The organism is Turicibacter sp. TJ11 (assembly GCF_021497505.1).
Lineage (GTDB): Bacteria > Bacillota_I > Bacilli_A > MOL361 > Turicibacteraceae > Turicibacter.
The window spans coordinates 1,455,001-1,472,084 of the sequence record NZ_CP069349.1 but is presented as its reverse complement, the minus strand read 5'-3'; the positions used below and the strand labels follow the sequence as shown (position 1 = coordinate 1,472,084).

19 protein-coding genes are annotated in these 17,084 nt (G+C 34.0%); 12 read left to right on the top strand and 7 right to left on the bottom strand.

Going from position 1 to position 17,084, the window contains the following annotated elements:
- Positions 1 to 13: 13 nt before the first annotated feature.
- Complete coding sequence (locus JRC48_RS07215; RefSeq protein WP_235068896.1) at positions 14 to 1,846, bottom strand: glycoside hydrolase family 13 protein; 1,833 nt, start codon at positions 1,844 to 1,846, stop codon at positions 14 to 16.
- 458 nt (positions 1,847 to 2,304) lie between these two features.
- On the opposite strand from JRC48_RS07215, the gene yunB reads away from it, so the two are divergent.
- From yunB to JRC48_RS07200, 3 genes are all read left to right on the top strand, one after another.
- Positions 2,305 to 3,156, top strand: coding sequence for a sporulation protein YunB (gene yunB, locus JRC48_RS07210; RefSeq protein ID WP_235068895.1), 852 nt, complete (start codon positions 2,305 to 2,307; stop codon positions 3,154 to 3,156).
- 155 nt (positions 3,157 to 3,311) lie between these two features.
- Positions 3,312 to 3,614: a YutD family protein gene (locus JRC48_RS07205; RefSeq protein WP_370630356.1), complete on the top strand. Its 303-nt coding sequence runs from the start codon at positions 3,312 to 3,314 to the stop codon at positions 3,612 to 3,614.
- Between the two features lie 13 nt (positions 3,615 to 3,627).
- Positions 3,628 to 4,386 (top strand): TIGR01457 family HAD-type hydrolase, encoded by a 759-nt coding sequence (locus JRC48_RS07200; protein WP_235068893.1) that lies wholly within the window; start codon positions 3,628 to 3,630, stop codon positions 4,384 to 4,386.
- A gap of 220 nt (positions 4,387 to 4,606) precedes the next feature.
- Here JRC48_RS07200 and dapF read toward each other — a convergent pair whose 3' ends face one another.
- The gene (dapF, locus tag JRC48_RS07195; protein WP_235068892.1) at positions 4,607 to 5,452 is read right to left on the bottom strand and encodes a diaminopimelate epimerase; all 846 of its coding nucleotides are present in this window, start codon (positions 5,450 to 5,452) and stop codon (positions 4,607 to 4,609) included.
- 82 nt (positions 5,453 to 5,534) lie between these two features.
- Between dapF and JRC48_RS07190 the strand changes: the two genes are divergently transcribed.
- Complete coding sequence (locus tag JRC48_RS07190; RefSeq protein WP_235068891.1) at positions 5,535 to 5,777, top strand: NifU family protein; 243 nt, start codon at positions 5,535 to 5,537, stop codon at positions 5,775 to 5,777.
- Between the two features lie 64 nt (positions 5,778 to 5,841).
- Here JRC48_RS07190 and JRC48_RS07185 read toward each other — a convergent pair whose 3' ends face one another.
- Entirely contained in the window at positions 5,842 to 6,768 is a 927-nt protein-coding gene (locus JRC48_RS07185; RefSeq protein ID WP_235068890.1) for a hypothetical protein, read from the bottom strand.
- A 91-nt stretch (positions 6,769 to 6,859) separates the two neighbouring features.
- Here JRC48_RS07185 and JRC48_RS07180 point away from each other — a divergent pair, with 91 nt between their 5' ends.
- The 7 genes from JRC48_RS07180 (at position 6,860) to JRC48_RS07150 (ending at position 12,931) form a co-directional block, all read left to right on the top strand.
- Positions 6,860 to 7,348, top strand: coding sequence for a phosphatidylglycerophosphatase A (locus JRC48_RS07180; RefSeq protein ID WP_235068889.1), 489 nt, complete (start codon positions 6,860 to 6,862; stop codon positions 7,346 to 7,348).
- A 26-nt stretch (positions 7,349 to 7,374) separates the two neighbouring features.
- Positions 7,375 to 7,839: a divergent PAP2 family protein gene (locus JRC48_RS07175; RefSeq protein ID WP_235068888.1), complete on the top strand. Its 465-nt coding sequence runs from the start codon at positions 7,375 to 7,377 to the stop codon at positions 7,837 to 7,839.
- A gap of 156 nt (positions 7,840 to 7,995) precedes the next feature.
- Positions 7,996 to 8,985, top strand: a complete 990-nt coding sequence (locus tag JRC48_RS07170; RefSeq protein ID WP_235068887.1) for an NAD(P)/FAD-dependent oxidoreductase — start codon at positions 7,996 to 7,998, stop codon at positions 8,983 to 8,985.
- Positions 8,986 to 9,130: 145 nt separating this feature from the next.
- Positions 9,131 to 9,562 (top strand): divergent PAP2 family protein, encoded by a 432-nt coding sequence (locus JRC48_RS07165; RefSeq protein WP_235068886.1) that lies wholly within the window; start codon positions 9,131 to 9,133, stop codon positions 9,560 to 9,562.
- A 96-nt stretch (positions 9,563 to 9,658) separates the two neighbouring features.
- Positions 9,659 to 10,030 (top strand): S1 RNA-binding domain-containing protein, encoded by a 372-nt coding sequence (locus JRC48_RS07160; RefSeq protein ID WP_235068885.1) that lies wholly within the window; start codon positions 9,659 to 9,661, stop codon positions 10,028 to 10,030.
- A 4-nt stretch (positions 10,031 to 10,034) separates the two neighbouring features.
- Positions 10,035 to 11,387, top strand: a complete 1,353-nt coding sequence (locus JRC48_RS07155) for a glucose-6-phosphate isomerase (RefSeq protein ID WP_235068884.1) — start codon at positions 10,035 to 10,037, stop codon at positions 11,385 to 11,387.
- A gap of 257 nt (positions 11,388 to 11,644) precedes the next feature.
- Positions 11,645 to 12,931 (top strand): ISL3 family transposase, encoded by a 1,287-nt coding sequence (locus JRC48_RS07150; RefSeq protein WP_235068883.1) that lies wholly within the window; start codon positions 11,645 to 11,647, stop codon positions 12,929 to 12,931.
- Positions 12,932 to 13,014: 83 nt separating this feature from the next.
- Here JRC48_RS07150 and JRC48_RS07145 read toward each other — a convergent pair whose 3' ends face one another.
- On the bottom strand, positions 13,015 to 13,233 hold the full coding sequence (locus JRC48_RS07145) for a hypothetical protein (protein ID WP_235068882.1): 219 nt from the start codon (positions 13,231 to 13,233) through the stop codon (positions 13,015 to 13,017).
- Positions 13,234 to 13,690: 457 nt separating this feature from the next.
- On the opposite strand from JRC48_RS07145, the gene JRC48_RS07140 reads away from it, so the two are divergent.
- Positions 13,691 to 14,530 carry a hypothetical protein gene (locus JRC48_RS07140; RefSeq protein WP_235068881.1) on the top strand — a complete coding sequence of 280 codons (840 nt, stop codon included), beginning with the start codon at positions 13,691 to 13,693 and terminating at the stop codon, positions 14,528 to 14,530.
- Positions 14,531 to 14,632: 102 nt separating this feature from the next.
- Here the strand turns inward: JRC48_RS07140 and JRC48_RS07135 are convergent, their stop codons facing one another.
- From JRC48_RS07135 to JRC48_RS07125, 3 genes are all read right to left on the bottom strand, one after another.
- Positions 14,633 to 15,010, bottom strand: coding sequence for a hypothetical protein (locus JRC48_RS07135; RefSeq protein ID WP_235068880.1), 378 nt, complete (start codon positions 15,008 to 15,010; stop codon positions 14,633 to 14,635).
- Between the two features lie 68 nt (positions 15,011 to 15,078).
- Positions 15,079 to 16,107 carry an IS1595 family transposase gene (locus tag JRC48_RS07130; protein ID WP_235068879.1) on the bottom strand — a complete coding sequence of 343 codons (1,029 nt, stop codon included), beginning with the start codon at positions 16,105 to 16,107 and terminating at the stop codon, positions 15,079 to 15,081.
- Between the two features lie 87 nt (positions 16,108 to 16,194).
- Positions 16,195 to 16,983 carry an SDR family NAD(P)-dependent oxidoreductase gene (locus tag JRC48_RS07125; RefSeq protein ID WP_235068878.1) on the bottom strand — a complete coding sequence of 263 codons (789 nt, stop codon included), beginning with the start codon at positions 16,981 to 16,983 and terminating at the stop codon, positions 16,195 to 16,197.
- Positions 16,984 to 17,084 lie beyond the last annotated feature (101 nt).

Genomic DNA, 17,084 nt, shown 5'->3' with positions numbered 1-17,084 from the left:
CCCCCTTTTTATGTCAGACTTTTTTTAAAATCCAAGCAGTATAAGCAGGAATTAGAACGTTTGTGCCAATGGTTAGATTGGTTTCACTTAGAAGTTCAGTGTAGTGAGCACTCGGTAAACTAGACGTATCTAGCTCTCTAGTTTGATTACTATTATTTAAAAGGATATAGATGACTTCATCATCCATTTGTTTTTTATAAATGAGGTAAGATTCAGTATCATTTGTGCTTAACCATTCAAGATGCGCTGATCTTAAAGCAGGATATGTTTTACGTAGATGAATCAATTGTTTCAAGTAGTTAAACATGTCATGATCTTGAATTTTTTCATCCCAAATCATACATTTTCGACAAAGAGGGTCGGCTCCACCATCTAATCCAATTTCCCCACCATAGTAAATACAAGGCGCTCCGGTTTGAGTCATTAATAACGTATAAGCTAAGAGGGCTTTTTTCTTATTGCCATGACAAGCTGTTAAAAGGCGTTGCGTATCGTGGCTATCTAGTAAATTAAAAGCCACCTCATTGACGTTTTGAGCGTAGTTAGTAAAAAGTTTATTTAATGCAACTGAAAACTGAGAAGTATTCATTTCCTCAAGAGCGATATATTTTAAGATGGCATCTTGAAGTGGATAGTTCATCACGGCATCAAACTGATCGCCTGCTAACCAAGGAATCGCATCGTGCCAAACTTCTCCTAAAATATAAATATCCTCTTTAATTTCACGAACTGCATTTTTAAATTGACGCCAAAAAACGTGATCGATCTCGTTTGAAACATCTAGACGCCAACCATCAATATCAAACTCTTTGATCCAATAACGTCCAACTTCTAACAGATACTCCATAACCTCTTTGTTTTCTGTGTTTAATTTAGGCATCCGTTTAGAAAAGGCGAATGTATCATAATTTAAACCATTAGGTTGTGAGAGCGGGTCAAATGTTTCTTCAATAAGTGGGAATTTACGAATATGGAACCAATCTTTATATCGAGAGTTTTCTTCATTTTTTAAAACATCTTGCCATTGAGGAAACTCCCATCCACAGTGATTAAAAACAGCATCCAACATAATTTTTATCCCGCGTTTATGTGCTGCTTCAACCAGTTTTTTGAATGTCTTTTTATCGCCAAAATGAGGATCTATCTCAAAATAATCTGTTGTATCGTATTTATGATTAGAAGGTGATTTGAAGATGGGGCATAAATAGATACCATTGATTCCAAGTTCTTGTAAGTAATCAAGATGATCTATAATTCCCACTAAATCCCCACCATAGAACGTATCGTGTTTTGGATCCATGCTTCCCCATTTAACTGTTTGTTTTTTGTTAAGTTTAGCATCACCATTTGCAAAACGTTCAGGAAAGATTTGATACCAAATAGTTGATTTGACCCATTCAGGAGCGTCAAAGACATCTGCAGGATTTAGGAACGGAAAGCAAAAAAAGTTTCCAATTTCATTTAAAGGAATGGAGTCTAATTTTTCATCATCTGTTAATGCGACGATTTTTTTCTCCCCAAACAAAATTTTTTCATGTTCATCTTCGATAATGAAAGCATATCGCATTCGTCTAAATTCAGGATTCAGACTGATAAACCAAAAATCGAATAAATCGGTAGATGCCTCTTTTTTCATTACGACTTCATGATTAATCCAACCTTGAGCCCCTTCGGCTGTTAAATTTCCGCCCCCTCCGCCAGTCATCCAATGATAAGGATCACCAAAACGGACGGTCACTTGTTTGGCATTATCTTTGGCGGTACGTAATCGTACATGGATGGTTTGTGAATCGTATGCGTAGGCATAATTTTGATTAGGTCGATGGTAAATGGCATGTAAGTTCATTATTTTTCACTCCTTTTAATTAAAAATGGTCAAGCTTTCTTTTTGTAAGAATATACATTTAGTACTGATTAATCTAATCCCCCGTAGTAGCCCTCCTCTATAATTGACGTTATGAACTTAATGTGTTTTGTCCATGCTTTTATAATATGTATCTCATATTAAAACAGAACTTATTGTGTTTAAGGCGAAAACAGGGGGAATCTCTTAGGAAATAATGCTTGAATTATGGAGAAGAAATTCTCTTAAATCATCGCCAGGGAGTGTCTCACCCTAGTAAAGGAGGAAAGATGATTTTAAATCATCGCCAGGGAACCCCCTAGCAGAGGAGGAAAGATGATCCGTGATCATTATCAGGGAACCCTTACATTATGACATCAGGTATTGGTAATCACAATGGAGTTTTAGTTTGTAACCGGTTTCGTATTCAGGGGAGTTTGTAGAAGGAGATGTAGTAGAAGATGAAAAGAAGAAATAGAAGACGAATGAAACGAAAAAAGACAGGAACTGCTTCTTTTAAAAGATGGAAACGACGGCTCATCGGTTTGTCTATTCTATGTGGGCTTATTTATTTTGCAAATTTCATGTATAGCAATCTTTATGCGATGGTGATAAACTATGCGTCAAAACAAACAATTAATATTGCAACTCTCATTATAAAAGAAGCAATTGGACAAAGTGAGCTCGTCTCTTTTAATGTTGAAGACGTGATTCACTTTGAAGAAAATGATGAAGGATATGTTAGCAGTGTTTATATTAATACGCCGGAGCTCAATCGATTACTGGTTTCAGCGACACATCAAGTCGAAGAAAAGTTGTTACTGGTTGAGAGTGGCGATTTAAGTGAACTTGGATTAGATGCGATTTATGGAGGACCGTATGAAGATGGGATATTATTATCAGTACCCTTGATGGCTGCTCTTAATCTTTCACTATTTCATGAATATGGACCCCGTCTTCCCGTATCATCAAAAGTGATTGGAAATGCAGTAACGGATATCGTAACAGATGTGAAGCCATATGGGATCAATAATGCACTACTTGAAATTTCACTAAAGGTCACGGTTCGAATGAAGGTGAGTTTACCTTTTAAGTCGGATGAAACGATGATTTCTGTTAAAAGTCCTATCGTCATTAAAATGATTACAGGTCAAACGCCACAATACTACTATATGGGTAGTAGTTCTTCCATTTCTCCACTAAGTCCATTTACCAATGAGTCAGGCAAAACTAATGATAGTCCGATTAAAGAACCGAATCCAACGCCTGATCTAGGAATTGGAAATGGAGTAGAAGATAGTTTGTTACCATAATGAGTTTTTGGTGTTACATTAAAAAAGAAAATATTATATGACTCAAATAAAAGCTTATACTGTGAGTTCGTGAAAATATAGTTTATTAAATTTACGGTTTTAAAGGAGATGTGCTACAATAAAACTAGTTTATAAATAGTTAAGAGGTGATGCTAGTGAGTCGTTATCGATATCAAATTGTAAAAACACATCTCGTCGAATTTGATGAAGAATTATTTTATCAGAAAATAACGGAGATTTTAGAAAAATATGATGTTATTGTGGGGGATTTTTCAGGTGGACAACTTCGATTAAAAGGATTTTATTATAATGAACGTAAAAACGTCCCTCTTGATTCAAAATGTCTAACTATTCCAGAGTATATTTCAGAATACTGTGCTTATGGTTGTCCTTATTATGTAGTAGAAAAAATCGTTCCAAATCAGCCTTCAGAAGAGTGGACAACATCAAAGAAATAGAAAGAGGAGACTTATGTATAAAGGATATTTAATTGATTTAGATGGAACTGCCTATCATGGAACAAAGGTTGTTGAAGAAACGTTACAGTTCGTTCAAGCGCTTCATGAAAAAAACATTCCATATTTATTTTTAACGAACAATAGTACAAAGACACCACAGATGGTAGCTGATACGTTATCAGACCTTGGATATCCAGTAACCAAAGAGCAAGTTTATACGCCATCTATGGCAACGGCACAATATATTTATGATCAAAATCCTCAGGCAAAAGTTTATATGATTGGTGAGGTGGGTCTTGAGACTGCTTTAGTTGAAAAAGGATTAACGATTACAAGTGAAGCACCTGATTATGTGGTGATTGGTCTTGATCGTGAGATTACTTATGAAAAGTTATCATTAGCTTGTTTAGCGATTCGTAATGGTGCTAAATTTATCTCAACTAATGGAGATGTTGCGATTCCAACAGAACGAGGATTATTACCAGGAAACGGAGCATTAACGTCTGTTATTACTGTTTCAACGGGTGTTGAGCCAACGTTCATTGGAAAACCAGAACGCATTATTATGGAAGAGGCTTTAAAACTGATTCAATTACCTGCTCAAGACGTTGCAATGATTGGGGATAACTATTTTACAGATATTTTAGCGGGAATTCATGCGAATATGCCAACCATTTATATTGAAGGAGGCGTGTCTAAACGAGAAGACGTCATGAACTACGATACCCCTCCCACTCATGTTTTGAAAGATTTAACTGAATTTAGTATTTAATGACGCTTAAATTTTGTTTTTTCATTAGGCTGTGTTTTAAATAAATGTTGATGGCTAAAACCATTGATAGGATCAACTTTAATTGATGAATCGTTCAACGTCATCAACATGAAATTCGTGTGTTTAGTTAAATATAAACACTCTTCTAAAACAGAGCCTTTCATTAAAAAGAGTGGAAATTTGATTAAAGAATATAGGGTAATAGAAAAAGAGGACTCAATTAGTCCTCTTTTTCATTTTGAAAGAAATAAGTTCCGCAACATACTTTTGTACAATGCCCACTCACTAAAAGATGCGCCTCTTCATTCCAAATAAGTGTTAAGTCACCACCTGGTGTGTATACGGTGAGTGGAGTGTATGGCTTCAATAGGCCTCTAGTAACGGCACTAGCAACAGCAGCGGCTGCATTGGTTCCACAAGATCCGGTTAGACCAACGCCGCGTTCATACGTCGTAAGTTTTAGCTGAGTCGAGTTAATGATGGTCACGATTCCAACGTTCACATCATGTTGTTTAGAAATTCGTTTGGATTCGTTGATGAATGTATCGTGATCGTCTTCAGTATAAATAATAAAATGTGAATTTCCCATTGAAATCATATCAACATGCCAATTTCCAGATGAGGTTTCAATTTCACTACAGTAATCTTTTGGGTGACTAGTTAATGAGAGCGTTTGATAAGGATCGATGAGAGAATGAGCAAATCCTAAATCAACGGTTATTGTATGATCTTGACGTGTTAACGTACAAACGTTAACGTCGGTTTCAATGGTGAGTGTTGGATTTAAAAATCGGTCAATTTCTAATAGATAATGACCAATCAAGCGTAAGCCATTTCCACACGTTTTAGCACGCGATCCATCACGATTGTAAATCGTCATTTTCATATCAGCTAATTCAGAGGGAAGTAATAGAATGACTCCATCTGAGGCCATTCCCTTAACTGGATCACTCATATCTTTTGCTAAAGTCGCATAATCTAATGAAGGTATAGATTGCTCTAGAGCATTTATAATTATGAGGTTATTTTCGGACGTAGACAATTTAGTAAAGAAAATAGGTAACAAAAGTATTCCTCCTTATGTATATCTGTTTACTTTTTCAAGGCTGCGTTTTATAATTTAACTAGTATGTCATGAGGTGATCGAAGTGAACGAAACAGAAAAACAGATCGTTGAAATTTTAGAAAAATTAAGACCCTATTTACAACGCGATGGTGGAGACGTGGAATACGTTAAGTTTGAAGATGGAATTGTCTATGTTCAAATGTTAGGTGCATGTGTTGGATGTGCATCAATGGACTCTACGTTAAAAGATGGAATCGAACAGATTTTATTAGAAGAGGTTCCAGGTGTTATCGGCGTTGAAAATGTTGATGAATTTTCATTATAATTATTAAAAAAAGAGGTCCTCTACTAGTTATATTCGAGTAGAGCCTCTTTTTTTACTGTTTTATTTAATTTTTAGAAAATGCTTCTTTTTTGACCCATTCAGGAACACGAAGTTCGATAGATTTACTATGATAGACTTCATACGGTAATTGATAAAGAAGTTTGGCGTAATCAAGTGCCTGTTCGTACATACGCGCAATATTAACCGTTTCATTTTCTTGCCTTAAGCCAAATAAGGCATCATAAAATTGAGTAGGAAAGAATAGTCTAGCGTACAGTAAGGACCACTCTTCTTTACTTAATGGATTAACTTGATTAATAATTTTCACAAAGGATTGAACTTGCACTAAATCATGATTCATTAAGTAAAGATGGCGGATATACTCGCAATAGCAGCGGGATTTATTATCTAAAGTTAATAGTTTAGGACAGAAACATTCAAATTTATAAGTGGTCGGTGTTAGACGCATATGACAAAGAGAAACTGGGTATTTTACATCGATTAGTTCATTAATAAACGTATAGGCTTGTTCGTTTAGATGAATATAATAAGTAGCTAAATCAAAAAATAAAAGACGGTCATGGTTAGATGATAGATGATTAATTAAAACGTTTAATTGTTCTTCGTGTAATCGATTTTTAGCAATCCATCTTTCTTTTAATTCAGTAGCTAGTGCATAAGGTTCAGGATAAATCGTTGGAATTTGAAGGGTACGAATATCAACAAACTCATGCAAAATAACAGTTGATTGTAAGACATAATAATGTTGCTCTTCAAATAACACAGTCGTTGTATTTTCTTTAGATAATAAGATTTGCTGTTCTGTTGAGTACTGTAAATATTGTAGAAGGTGGAAAAAAATTGTATTTTTCTCTTTTCCAACCGATATAATATAAATATAGCGGTCACTCAATTTCGTATAGTAGACATCGTTCAACTGTTCTAAATGGTCAATTTGGAGTTCATAATACCAGTTAATTAGCTCCTTCATTCAGATCATCCTCAAATTTTGAAGTAAGTGTCTAATCTATATCTATGCGCGTGTGACAGATAAATATGATAATTGAAGGGATGAAATTAAAATGGAAAAAATATTGTTAGAAGAATTAGTCATAAAAAAAATTAATGATAGAGGAGTAACGCTCGAACAAATTGCAGAATTAACTTATTTTTTACAATCAAATTACTATGATGGCTTAACATTAGAGATTTGTCTTCATAATGTGGAGGCGGTACTTAAAAAAAGAGAGGTCCAAAATGCTGTTTTAACCGGTATTCGATTAGATGAATTAGCAGAAATGAATTTGTTAGAAGGCCCATTACAGGAAATGGTTAATAATGACTATTCATTGTATGGAATAGATGAAATTCTCGCCTTTTCGATTTTAAACGTTTATGGTTCCATTGGGTTTACAAATTACGGTTATATTGATAAGCTTAAACCAGGAATTTTAGGTGAAATTGATCAAAGAGGGAAAGCTGAAGGATGTTGTCAAACGTTTATGGATGATTTAGTAGGTGCGATTGCTGCAGCGGCTGCTAGTCGAATTGCACATCGAAAAGAAGCGTAGTCTCTTAAATAAAGGGGAGAGTAGTTATGTGGTTTAATTATGTACTAGAATCTGCAATTTTAGCTAATGTATTAGCTCAACTGATAAAAGTTCCAATTTGTTTAATAACTAAAAGAAAGTGGAATCCAGCACTAGTTTTCTCTACCGGAGGAATGCCGAGTTCACATTCTGCTTTTGTTGCTGCATTAACAACTGCTATTGCGTTAGTGGATGGTATTGGTTCAACGACATTCGCCATTTCTTTTTGTTTAGCTTCAGTTGTTATTTATGATGCAATGGGTGTGCGACGTCATGCAGGTCAACATGCTAAAATGTTGAATCAGTTATTAGATGACTTAGTTAAAACAGGTAATTTTTCAATCTTTCAAGATGAATCTTATCAAAAAAGATTCAAGGAGTTGTTAGGTCATGAACCACTAGAAACCTTTTGTGGAACATTATTTGGAATTTTTATCGCTATCACTTATGGAATCTTAGTAGGTATTGTCTAAATTTCTCATGTGTAAAAGTTGTCTTCACCTCTATTTTTAGATATACTATATAAAAATAGAAGTAACGGTTACGTAAAAAAGTCAAGGGTAAAAAAATACCATTAGGACAAAGAGATAGTAAAAAGAGATAGTAATCGGATCAAAGAGGTGAGAAGGATGACAAAAACCATTTATGACTTAACGATTATAGGAGCCGGTCCGGTTGGGATTTATGGAGCCTTTTATGCGGGAATGCACGGAATGACAACAAAGATTATCGAGGCTTTACCAGAGCTTGGGGGACAGTTAGCAGCTTTATATCCTGAAAAATATATTTATGACTTACCAGGACATCCCAAAATTAAAGCAGGTGAAATGGTAGAGCAATTAAAAATACAATTAGAGCAGTTTAATGATCGAATTGATGTGGTTACAAATACAAAGGTTGAAACCGTTGAAAAACTAGAGGATGGAACATTTAAAATTTGTACTAATCAAGAGTGTCATTACTCTCGTTCAATTATTATTACTGCTGGTAATGGAGCCTTTACTCCTAGAAAATTAGACGTTGAGAGTGCAGAGCAGTTTAAAAATATTCATTATTTTGTTCCAACAATGGATCAGTTTAAAGGAAAAGATGTTGTCATTTTTGGCGGAGGAGATTCAGCGGTTGATTGGTCTTTAATGCTTGATGGTGTTGCTAAAAATGTAACGGTGGTTCATCGACGCGATGAGTTTAGAGCTCATGCAGCGAGTGTTGAAAAATTAAAGGCGTCTAATGTCAATATTTTAACACCATACGTAGCAGCGGGGTTAACAGGTGATCATGACCTTGTGACCGCTGTTGAATTAAAGAACGTGACAACGAATGAAACGATGACAGTTCATGCAGATGAAGTGATTGTTTTATACGGATTTATCTCTTCATTAGGACCTATTAAAGAGTGGGATTTAGCATTAGATAAAAATTCACTTTGTGTTGATCATCGTCAACAAACAAGTATTAATGGAATTTTTGCGGCAGGAGATGCTTGTACATTTGATGGAAAAATCAAAATGATCACGACTGGATTTGGTGAAGTGGTTGTAGCCATTAATGCGGCTATTGCTTACGCATATCCTGAAAGAGTTCATCATCATAAACATAGTTCGGCTATGATGAAATAAAATATTGTTGTTTAAATAAACTGATTAAACCTTAGAGAGGCTCAACCCTTTCTAAGGTTTTTTTAATAGTTAAAGCATCTAAGCGTCTTTTAAATGATTATTTTCATATAATAATTTAAAGTGATTAAATGAAGGAGCTTAGAAAATGAAAATTAATTATATTTTAGAAGCGGTTATTTTTTCGCTCATAGTTGAACAAATTATAAATGCAGTCATTCATTATAGAGAGATCAAACACATTAAGCTATCTTTGTTCTTTTCTAGAAGTGAGTGGATTAATTTAAAATTAAATCTAGTTTCTTCATTAGTAACAGCTGTCTGGCTCAAAGCAGGAATAGAAAGTATTGATTTTGCGATTAGTTTTGCTTTAGCTTCAGTTGTCATTGTCGATTGTCTAATCCTTCATCGTGAGCTAGCAAGACAGGCATTATGTTTAAATGAACTTCAAAATCGGTTAAATATTAAAGAGAAAAAAATGTTTAAATCTATTGGAAATGAATCGGCTGAAGTGTTTAAGGAAGTGTTTTTAGGATTTTTTTGTTCACTGATCTATTATCTTATCGTTTCTTTCTTGTAAAATGATGGCTGAAAGTAAAAAAAATTCACAATAGCGATTATATGGAAATAACTTTATGATATAATGAAAGGGTATTTATGAACTGAGGTGTAAACGATGAAAATCAAAGAAGGGAGTATCGTACGAGGGAAAGTTACTGGTATCCAATCTTATGGTGCGTTCGTCCAATTGAGTGAAGATTGTAATGGATTAATTCATATCTCAGAATTGTCGGACGGATATGTAAAAGATATCCGTGATTTTGTAAATATCGGTCAATATATTGAAGTCAAAGTTCTTAATTTTAACTCTGAACGTCGTCAGGCGAGATTAAGTTTAAAAGGCATCGGAAATAATAGTTACCGATATCATCGTATGAAAGCGTCTGACTTTGAGACTTCAAGTGGTTTTGCACCACTCGCACAATATTTACCCATTTGGATTCGAGACTCACTCGAGAAAATAGTAAGGGTTAACAAGGAGGATTAATACAATGGGAAAATTCCTATCATTTAATTACGAAAATGCAGCATCTTTTGTTGCAGCTCATGAATTAGAGTACGCTAATGAATTAGTTCAAGTACTTCATAACCGTATTCATGAACAAACAGGAGCAGGAAACGATTTCTTAGGATGGGTTGATTTACCTCAAAACTACGATAAAGATGAGTTCGCTCGTATTCAAAAAGCAGCAGCAAAAATCCAATCAGACTCTGATGTATTATTAGTTATCGGAATTGGTGGATCTTATCTTGGAGCTCGTGCAGCAATCGAAGCATTAAATAATCACTTCTATAACTTACAAGATAAGTCAACACGCAAAACACCACAAATTATCTTCGTAGGTCACCACATTTCATCAACTTACGTTCAAGAGTTAGTTGAATACTTACAAGATAAAACATTCTCAATCAATGTTATTTCAAAATCGGGAACAACAACAGAACCAGCTATCGCGTTCCGTGTATTCAAAAAATTATTAATTGAAAAAGTTGGACGTGAAGAAGCAAACAAACGCATTTATGCAACAACAGATGCTTCAAAAGGAGCTTTAAAAACATTAGCAACTAGCGAAGGATATGAATCATTTATTGTTCCAGATAACGTAGGTGGACGTTTCTCAGTTTTAACAGCAGTAGGATTATTACCGATTGCAGTTAGCGGAATTAACATTGAAGAAATGATGCGTGGAGCAAATGATGCTCGCGTTGAATATGCTAATCCTAACTTAGCAGAAAACGAAGCTTATCAATATGCAGTGATTCGTAATGCATTATACTCAAAAGGTAAAACAATTGAGATGTTAATCAACTACGAACCAGCGTTATTATACTTCAACGAGTGGTGGAAACAATTATTTGGAGAGTCTGAAGGTAAAGATCAAAAAGGAATCTTCCCAGCATCTGCATCATTCTCAACAGATTTACACTCTATGGGACAATACATCCAAGAAGGTCGTCGTGACATTTTTGAAACAGTTGTTAACGTTGTTAAACCAACTCGTGAAGTTGTTTTAGAAGCTGAAGAAACTGATTTAGATGGATTAAATTATTTAGCTGGACAAACAATCGACTTTGTTAATAAAAAAGCGTTCCAAGGAACATTATTAGCACACGTTGATGGTGGGGTTCCAAACTTAATCATCGACTTACCAGAATTATCAGCGTACAGTTTTGGATACTTAGTATACTTCTTCGAAAAAGCATGTGCTATGAGTGGATATATCTTAGGAGTTAACCCATTCGATCAACCAGGTGTAGAAGCATATAAAAAGAATATGTTTGCTTTACTTGGAAAACCAGGTAACGAAGAGTTAAAAGCTCAATTAGAAGCACGTTTAAAATAACATCTATTAATCTTCATAGGACTTTCTCATTTTTTGAGAAAGTCTTTTTTATTGTCAGGCAAACTTAGGAATTTCCTTTTAAACAATGAAAAAAGAGAACAAATAAAATTTGTTCTCTTTTTTCAAAAATTGGGGTTCTATAATATTTGGTGTTGCTGATGAAGCAACGCCTCTTTTTATGGCATAAAAAAAGAGACATCCCGTCTCCGTCCTGTTACAATGTTATCGGCTAAAAAACAATAGAAAGGATCGATTGGATGTCTCACTCCTATTTTACTAGAAAACTCTTAAATATTAAAGACAAACAGATCACATTTGAGGAAGATTATTTGGAAGAAGTTAAAATTGAGGGTGTCACTAGTTTTGTCTTTAAAGGCATTTTATCTTATCAACCGACTCATTGTGAGCGGTGCGGAACTCTCTTTGATTCTAAATTTAAAAAGCATGGGTTCAAAACGTCTCGAATTGTCATTCCTAAAGTTTCACTCCATGATACTTATTTAGATTTAAAGAAACAACGTTACTACTGTGGGCATTGTCAGTCAACGTTCACTCTAAAAACATCGATTGTTGAAAAGAACTGCTTCATCTCTTACAACACCAAACACGCCATTGCTTTAGAGGCTCAAAATAAGATTTCAGAGTCTGATATCGCTCGTCGTCATCAAGTGTCCCATTCCACTGTCAATCGTATCATTCATAGCTTCTATGAATCTCAATCATTAAATTTTAATTCCCTTCCTGAAAATCTTTGTTTTGATGAATTTAAATCGGTTAAATCTGCCCAGGGGCATATGTCCTTCATTTTTTGTGACGCTGATACGAAACAAATCATCGATATCATTGAAGATCGTCGGCTAAGCTCCCTTCAAACGTATTTTAAACGCTATACCCAAGAAGCACGTTCTCGCGTTAAACATATTGTCATTGATATGTATGCCCCTTATATCAGTTTAATTAAGGAGCTGTTTCCTCAGGCCAAAATTGTGATTGATAAATTCCATCTTGTTCAACATCTCTCTCGTGCACTGAATAAAACTCGAATTCGATTCATGAAAAAGTTTAAAAAACACAGTCGTAAATTCAAACGTTACTGGCGCTTATTCTTAAAGTCCCACACGTTAATTAAAACCACCACTTATCGCTCCGTTTACTGTTTCAAACAACCGATGCGAGAAATTGATATCCTAAACTTTTTACTTGATTTATCTCCTGAGTTAAAAGCCACCTACGATCTCTATCAAGACTTACTTTTCGCTCTTCAAACCAAAAACTTAGAGCGATTCCATCACTTACTTCAAGCCAAACACCCTCTGATTTCTCCTGAATTCCAAACTGCTTTTCAAACGTTTAAAACGTATCAATCTTATATTGGAAACACACTAACCACTTCATACACCAATGGTCCCATTGAAGGAATTAACAATAAAATTAAAGTCATTAAACGAATCGCTTTTGGCTATCGAAGCTTTTACCATTTTAAATCAAGAATTCTTATTACTCAAAATCTAACCAAACCTAAAGTAAAAATCCTAGCAGCATAGCCACTAGGATTTCAATTCAAGTCACTCATTGTAATAGGTTAAAAATTAATCAGCAACACTATTTGACAAAGAGCCAAAATTGGTTAAGCTATACGCATGGTAGAATCATCAATTTGTTGTTTAATCCATTCATAAGCTAATCTAAAATCTGAGTTAGATTTAGTTTCTATTTTAAGTTCGTTTAGTACCCCAGCAATCCAAGTTTGATTCCTGAACTCGAGGGTTGCTACCTGAGTACCACAGTCATATATTTTATATCCAGTAATTCGCTCACTTGTTTTTTCATATGCCTCTAGAACCATCCCTCTTCCCCTTTCTATTAGCTTAAATAAATTGTACTATATTTATATCATAATTTTAAGAGAAATTTCGGGATATTTGTCATAATTATGTATTTTTTTGATTTAAATTGTTTCAAAAAAGCATTATTTTAAGAAGAATGTCTTATAAGATAAAAATAAGCGTAAATTTAAGAGAAAGTAAGCAAGATTTATCATGAGTTTTGTCATAAAATTTCAATCGTTTATTTACAATATCATTTAGATCAGTTATAACAGAAAATCATGATAAGAGTGAATAGGAATTTAGCATTTTTGCATAAAGTCTGGCATAACAATTAAAAGATGACGAGTCATTAAGTATGAACATCAATAGGTAAGGACGATTGAATTTTAAATTAAACATTGTTATAATTTCGAATATGAAACAGTCTTTATATGGTAAAACACTCATTGTTTTAAAATCAAAGGAGAGATAATCATGAATGCTTTTAATGACTTATCAAAAGATGAATTAATTAAAAATCTTTGGTTAACAGATGAAATCATTAATGAAATTGAAATTACCAAACGCGAAATTGATAAAAAGAAGACAACACTCGAAGAGACGATTAGCTCAACGAAACAAGAGTACATCGAGATGGTGAAGAAAAATTACTATGAGAGTGAAGCATATAAAGCCCATCAATCTTATCAGTCTTTAATTGAAAAATTAGATGCCTTTAGAGGTGTAGCCATTTTATTAGATTTAATTGTTTGTGTTTTATTAGGATATGGATTGATTATTTTTAACGTGTCATTTTTAAAGGTGATCTTATTTTGGATTATTACGCCAATTATTGTTTATTTATTATATCAACAAGGAATTAAATATTATTTAGTTAAACAAAAGCCAGCACATATGCCTTCATTAGAAACAGTGATTGAAGAAGCAAAGAAGAGTTTAGAGTATGAAAACATTTCTAATTCACTAATTGCAAATCATATCCGTGATGAAGTGATGAAACTTAGCCAACAACAATCACAATTAGAAGTTCTCTTAGCCGAAAAAACTGTTCTACCTGAACTGTATCGAATGCGAGCACGTGAAGTCGTTTGGTATTTAGAAAACTTAATGGCTGATAATTTAAAAGAGGCATTGAAAGCATTAGTTGAATCCGATCATCGTGAGCAGATTAAAGAAATGATGAATGAACAAAATCAAGAAATAGATCGATTAAAAAAAGCGACCGAAACATTGATGGATCAAAATCAAAAACTGATTCGTCAAGTTGAACAACAACGTCAGCAAATCGAAGAATTAGAAAGCAAAAAGAAATAAGTCACCTGATATTAGGTGACTTATTTCTTTTTATTTTTAGCTGTGTTAGATAAAATTGTTGTTATATTCATTTATAAAAGAGACTTATCATACAAGTCTCTTTTATTTAGTGTAATATTTGTTATACTTTTCCTGGAACATACTTTTAAACTGAGGTAGTTTTATTGTCATAATAATCGAAATTACTAACCACATAACTAAAGCAGCTAATTTAGCATTTTTAAATCCGATAAAATTAAACCAAAAACAAGATAAAGGAAACATTACTAACATAGATATTAAATAAGAATATAGTAATATTAAATATAATTTACGCCCCTTGTTATCCATCAAACTTTGGTTCCACTCTTCGTTATTTTTTTGTTGTAAATAAGCTTTTTTTTGACTTATAAAAATGCCTGTTAATACAAATAAGGTAAAAATAACCCCTAACACTAAAATTAATAAAATATAGGAACCCCCGAAAATTAAGATGTTCAAACCTAATCCCCTCCTTTACTCAATTTATATCTTTATTATAGAGTTTTAGGAAAAAATTAACAACTTTTTTAGCGAAATAAAGCTTGGCGAGTTCTATAATCATTGATATTTAGCTCTAATTGACTGGATACCATTTGGAGAATCATATTTTTTCCTTTCAAAACTTCTTTATCATCTTTGAAATATTCTAACCATTTCATCCAATATAAATAGTTAACTAAATACTTAGTCGAAACTCCTTTGAATCGAGACATCCAAAGTTTTAGACGACTATGAAAAGAATTAAGACGTTGAATGTTGTAGAAGTCATCAGTTCTACGTTTTCCACTCTCAATGCGCTTATGCTCCAATTCAAAATCTTCAACAAATTGAATATAGCTTTGATGACTATCCGTACACAAAATAGAGCCAACTTCAATGTGACCTTCTAATGCACGACTTAAATCAGAGCTTTTCATACGTCCCTTACAGACGAGCTCCGTATAGATATTTCCTTGGCGGTCTAAACCTGTTAAGACACAAACCTGTTCAGAACTAATCCCACGTTTCTTTACTTCTCCACCACGTTTACGAGACGGACGAGGCATCGTAAATCCACTCTTGATATGGTTTCCTTTAAAGGATTCAGCAAAATATGTTTCGTCCATTTCAATAACTCCCTCTAAATGTCCCATTCCAATATACGGACGAATAGCGTCTAAAATACGATGACGCATATAAAAAGAGGTCTTTACGCACACCCCAATTTGAATAGCTGCACGACGAATACTAAAACCTAAAATCATGCATTTGGCATATTCTAACCAGTCCTCTAATGGCAACTTTGAGCTTGATAAAACCGATTTTGAAAGGTCAGTAAATGTTCGACGGCAAGATTTACATTTATAACGTTGTTTGCCACATGTGATTCCATACTTACAAACCTCATGACTTTCACAATGAGGGCAAGCCTTTCCTTTTGAAAAACGGGCTTCTCGACAATCAGTTATAGAAACTGGGCTAAGTGATAGAATCTCTGAAAGATAACTTAATAAATTAGCTTGTTGTTCATCATTTAAAGTTAAAATATCGGCTTTGATGGAACTTAACGTTGTCATAAACTCACCTCGAACATTTGTTTATTATTAGTTTACCATATTCGGGGAGTTCTATTCTACCTATCAACAATATTGTCTAACACAGCGTTATTTTTTCGTTAGTTCACCATACATTGGGCTCGCAATTCCAAAGCCACCCGCTACTTCTAAAAGTTGACCGGTTATAAATGAAGAATCATCACTTACTAAAAACAAAACGGCATTTGCAATATCTTCTGGTTGTCCGAAGCGATGGAGTGGAACGTGTTTAAGAAACGAATCAATGAAATCATCAGACATATTTTTTATGGCAGCATCCGTTGCAATGAGCCCTGGTAAAACGGCATTACAGCGAATGTTTTGTTTAGCATATTGAACAGCGATGTTTTGGGTTAGAGAATTAATAGCAGCTTTAGATACTCCATAACCTAGTCGTGCGATGTCAGGTAATAAAGATCCAATAGACGACACATTAACAATGACTCCGCTGTTTTGCTTTAACATTTGTTGGATAGCGAACTTACAAGGTAGATAGACGCTACTTAAATTAGAATGAATGGTATTGAAAAATGTTTCAGTTTGTCCATGAATTAAATCTAAGTCTGTTTCTGAATCCGTACCACCATAGTTATTGACTAAGATATCAAGACGACCAACTTCTTTAATGACTGTCTTAATCATTGACTCATATGTTTCAATTTTTGTTGCATCAAAATAGACACTTCTAGCTTCATATCCTTCATTGATTAATTCGGTGCAAATTTCATTAGCGGCATCTAAGCGTCGAGCACCGATATAAACAATTGCACCATGACGAGCTAACGTTTTGACACATTGTAGTCCAATTCCTCTTGTACCAGACGTAATTAAAGCAACTTTATTCGTTAACTTTTTCATAAGTTATCATCTCCTTTTAGATAAGAAAAGATTAAATCAATTCATTCAGTTACTGTTTTAACATAAGTTTTTTAGGTCAAAAGTATAACTAAACTAGCATT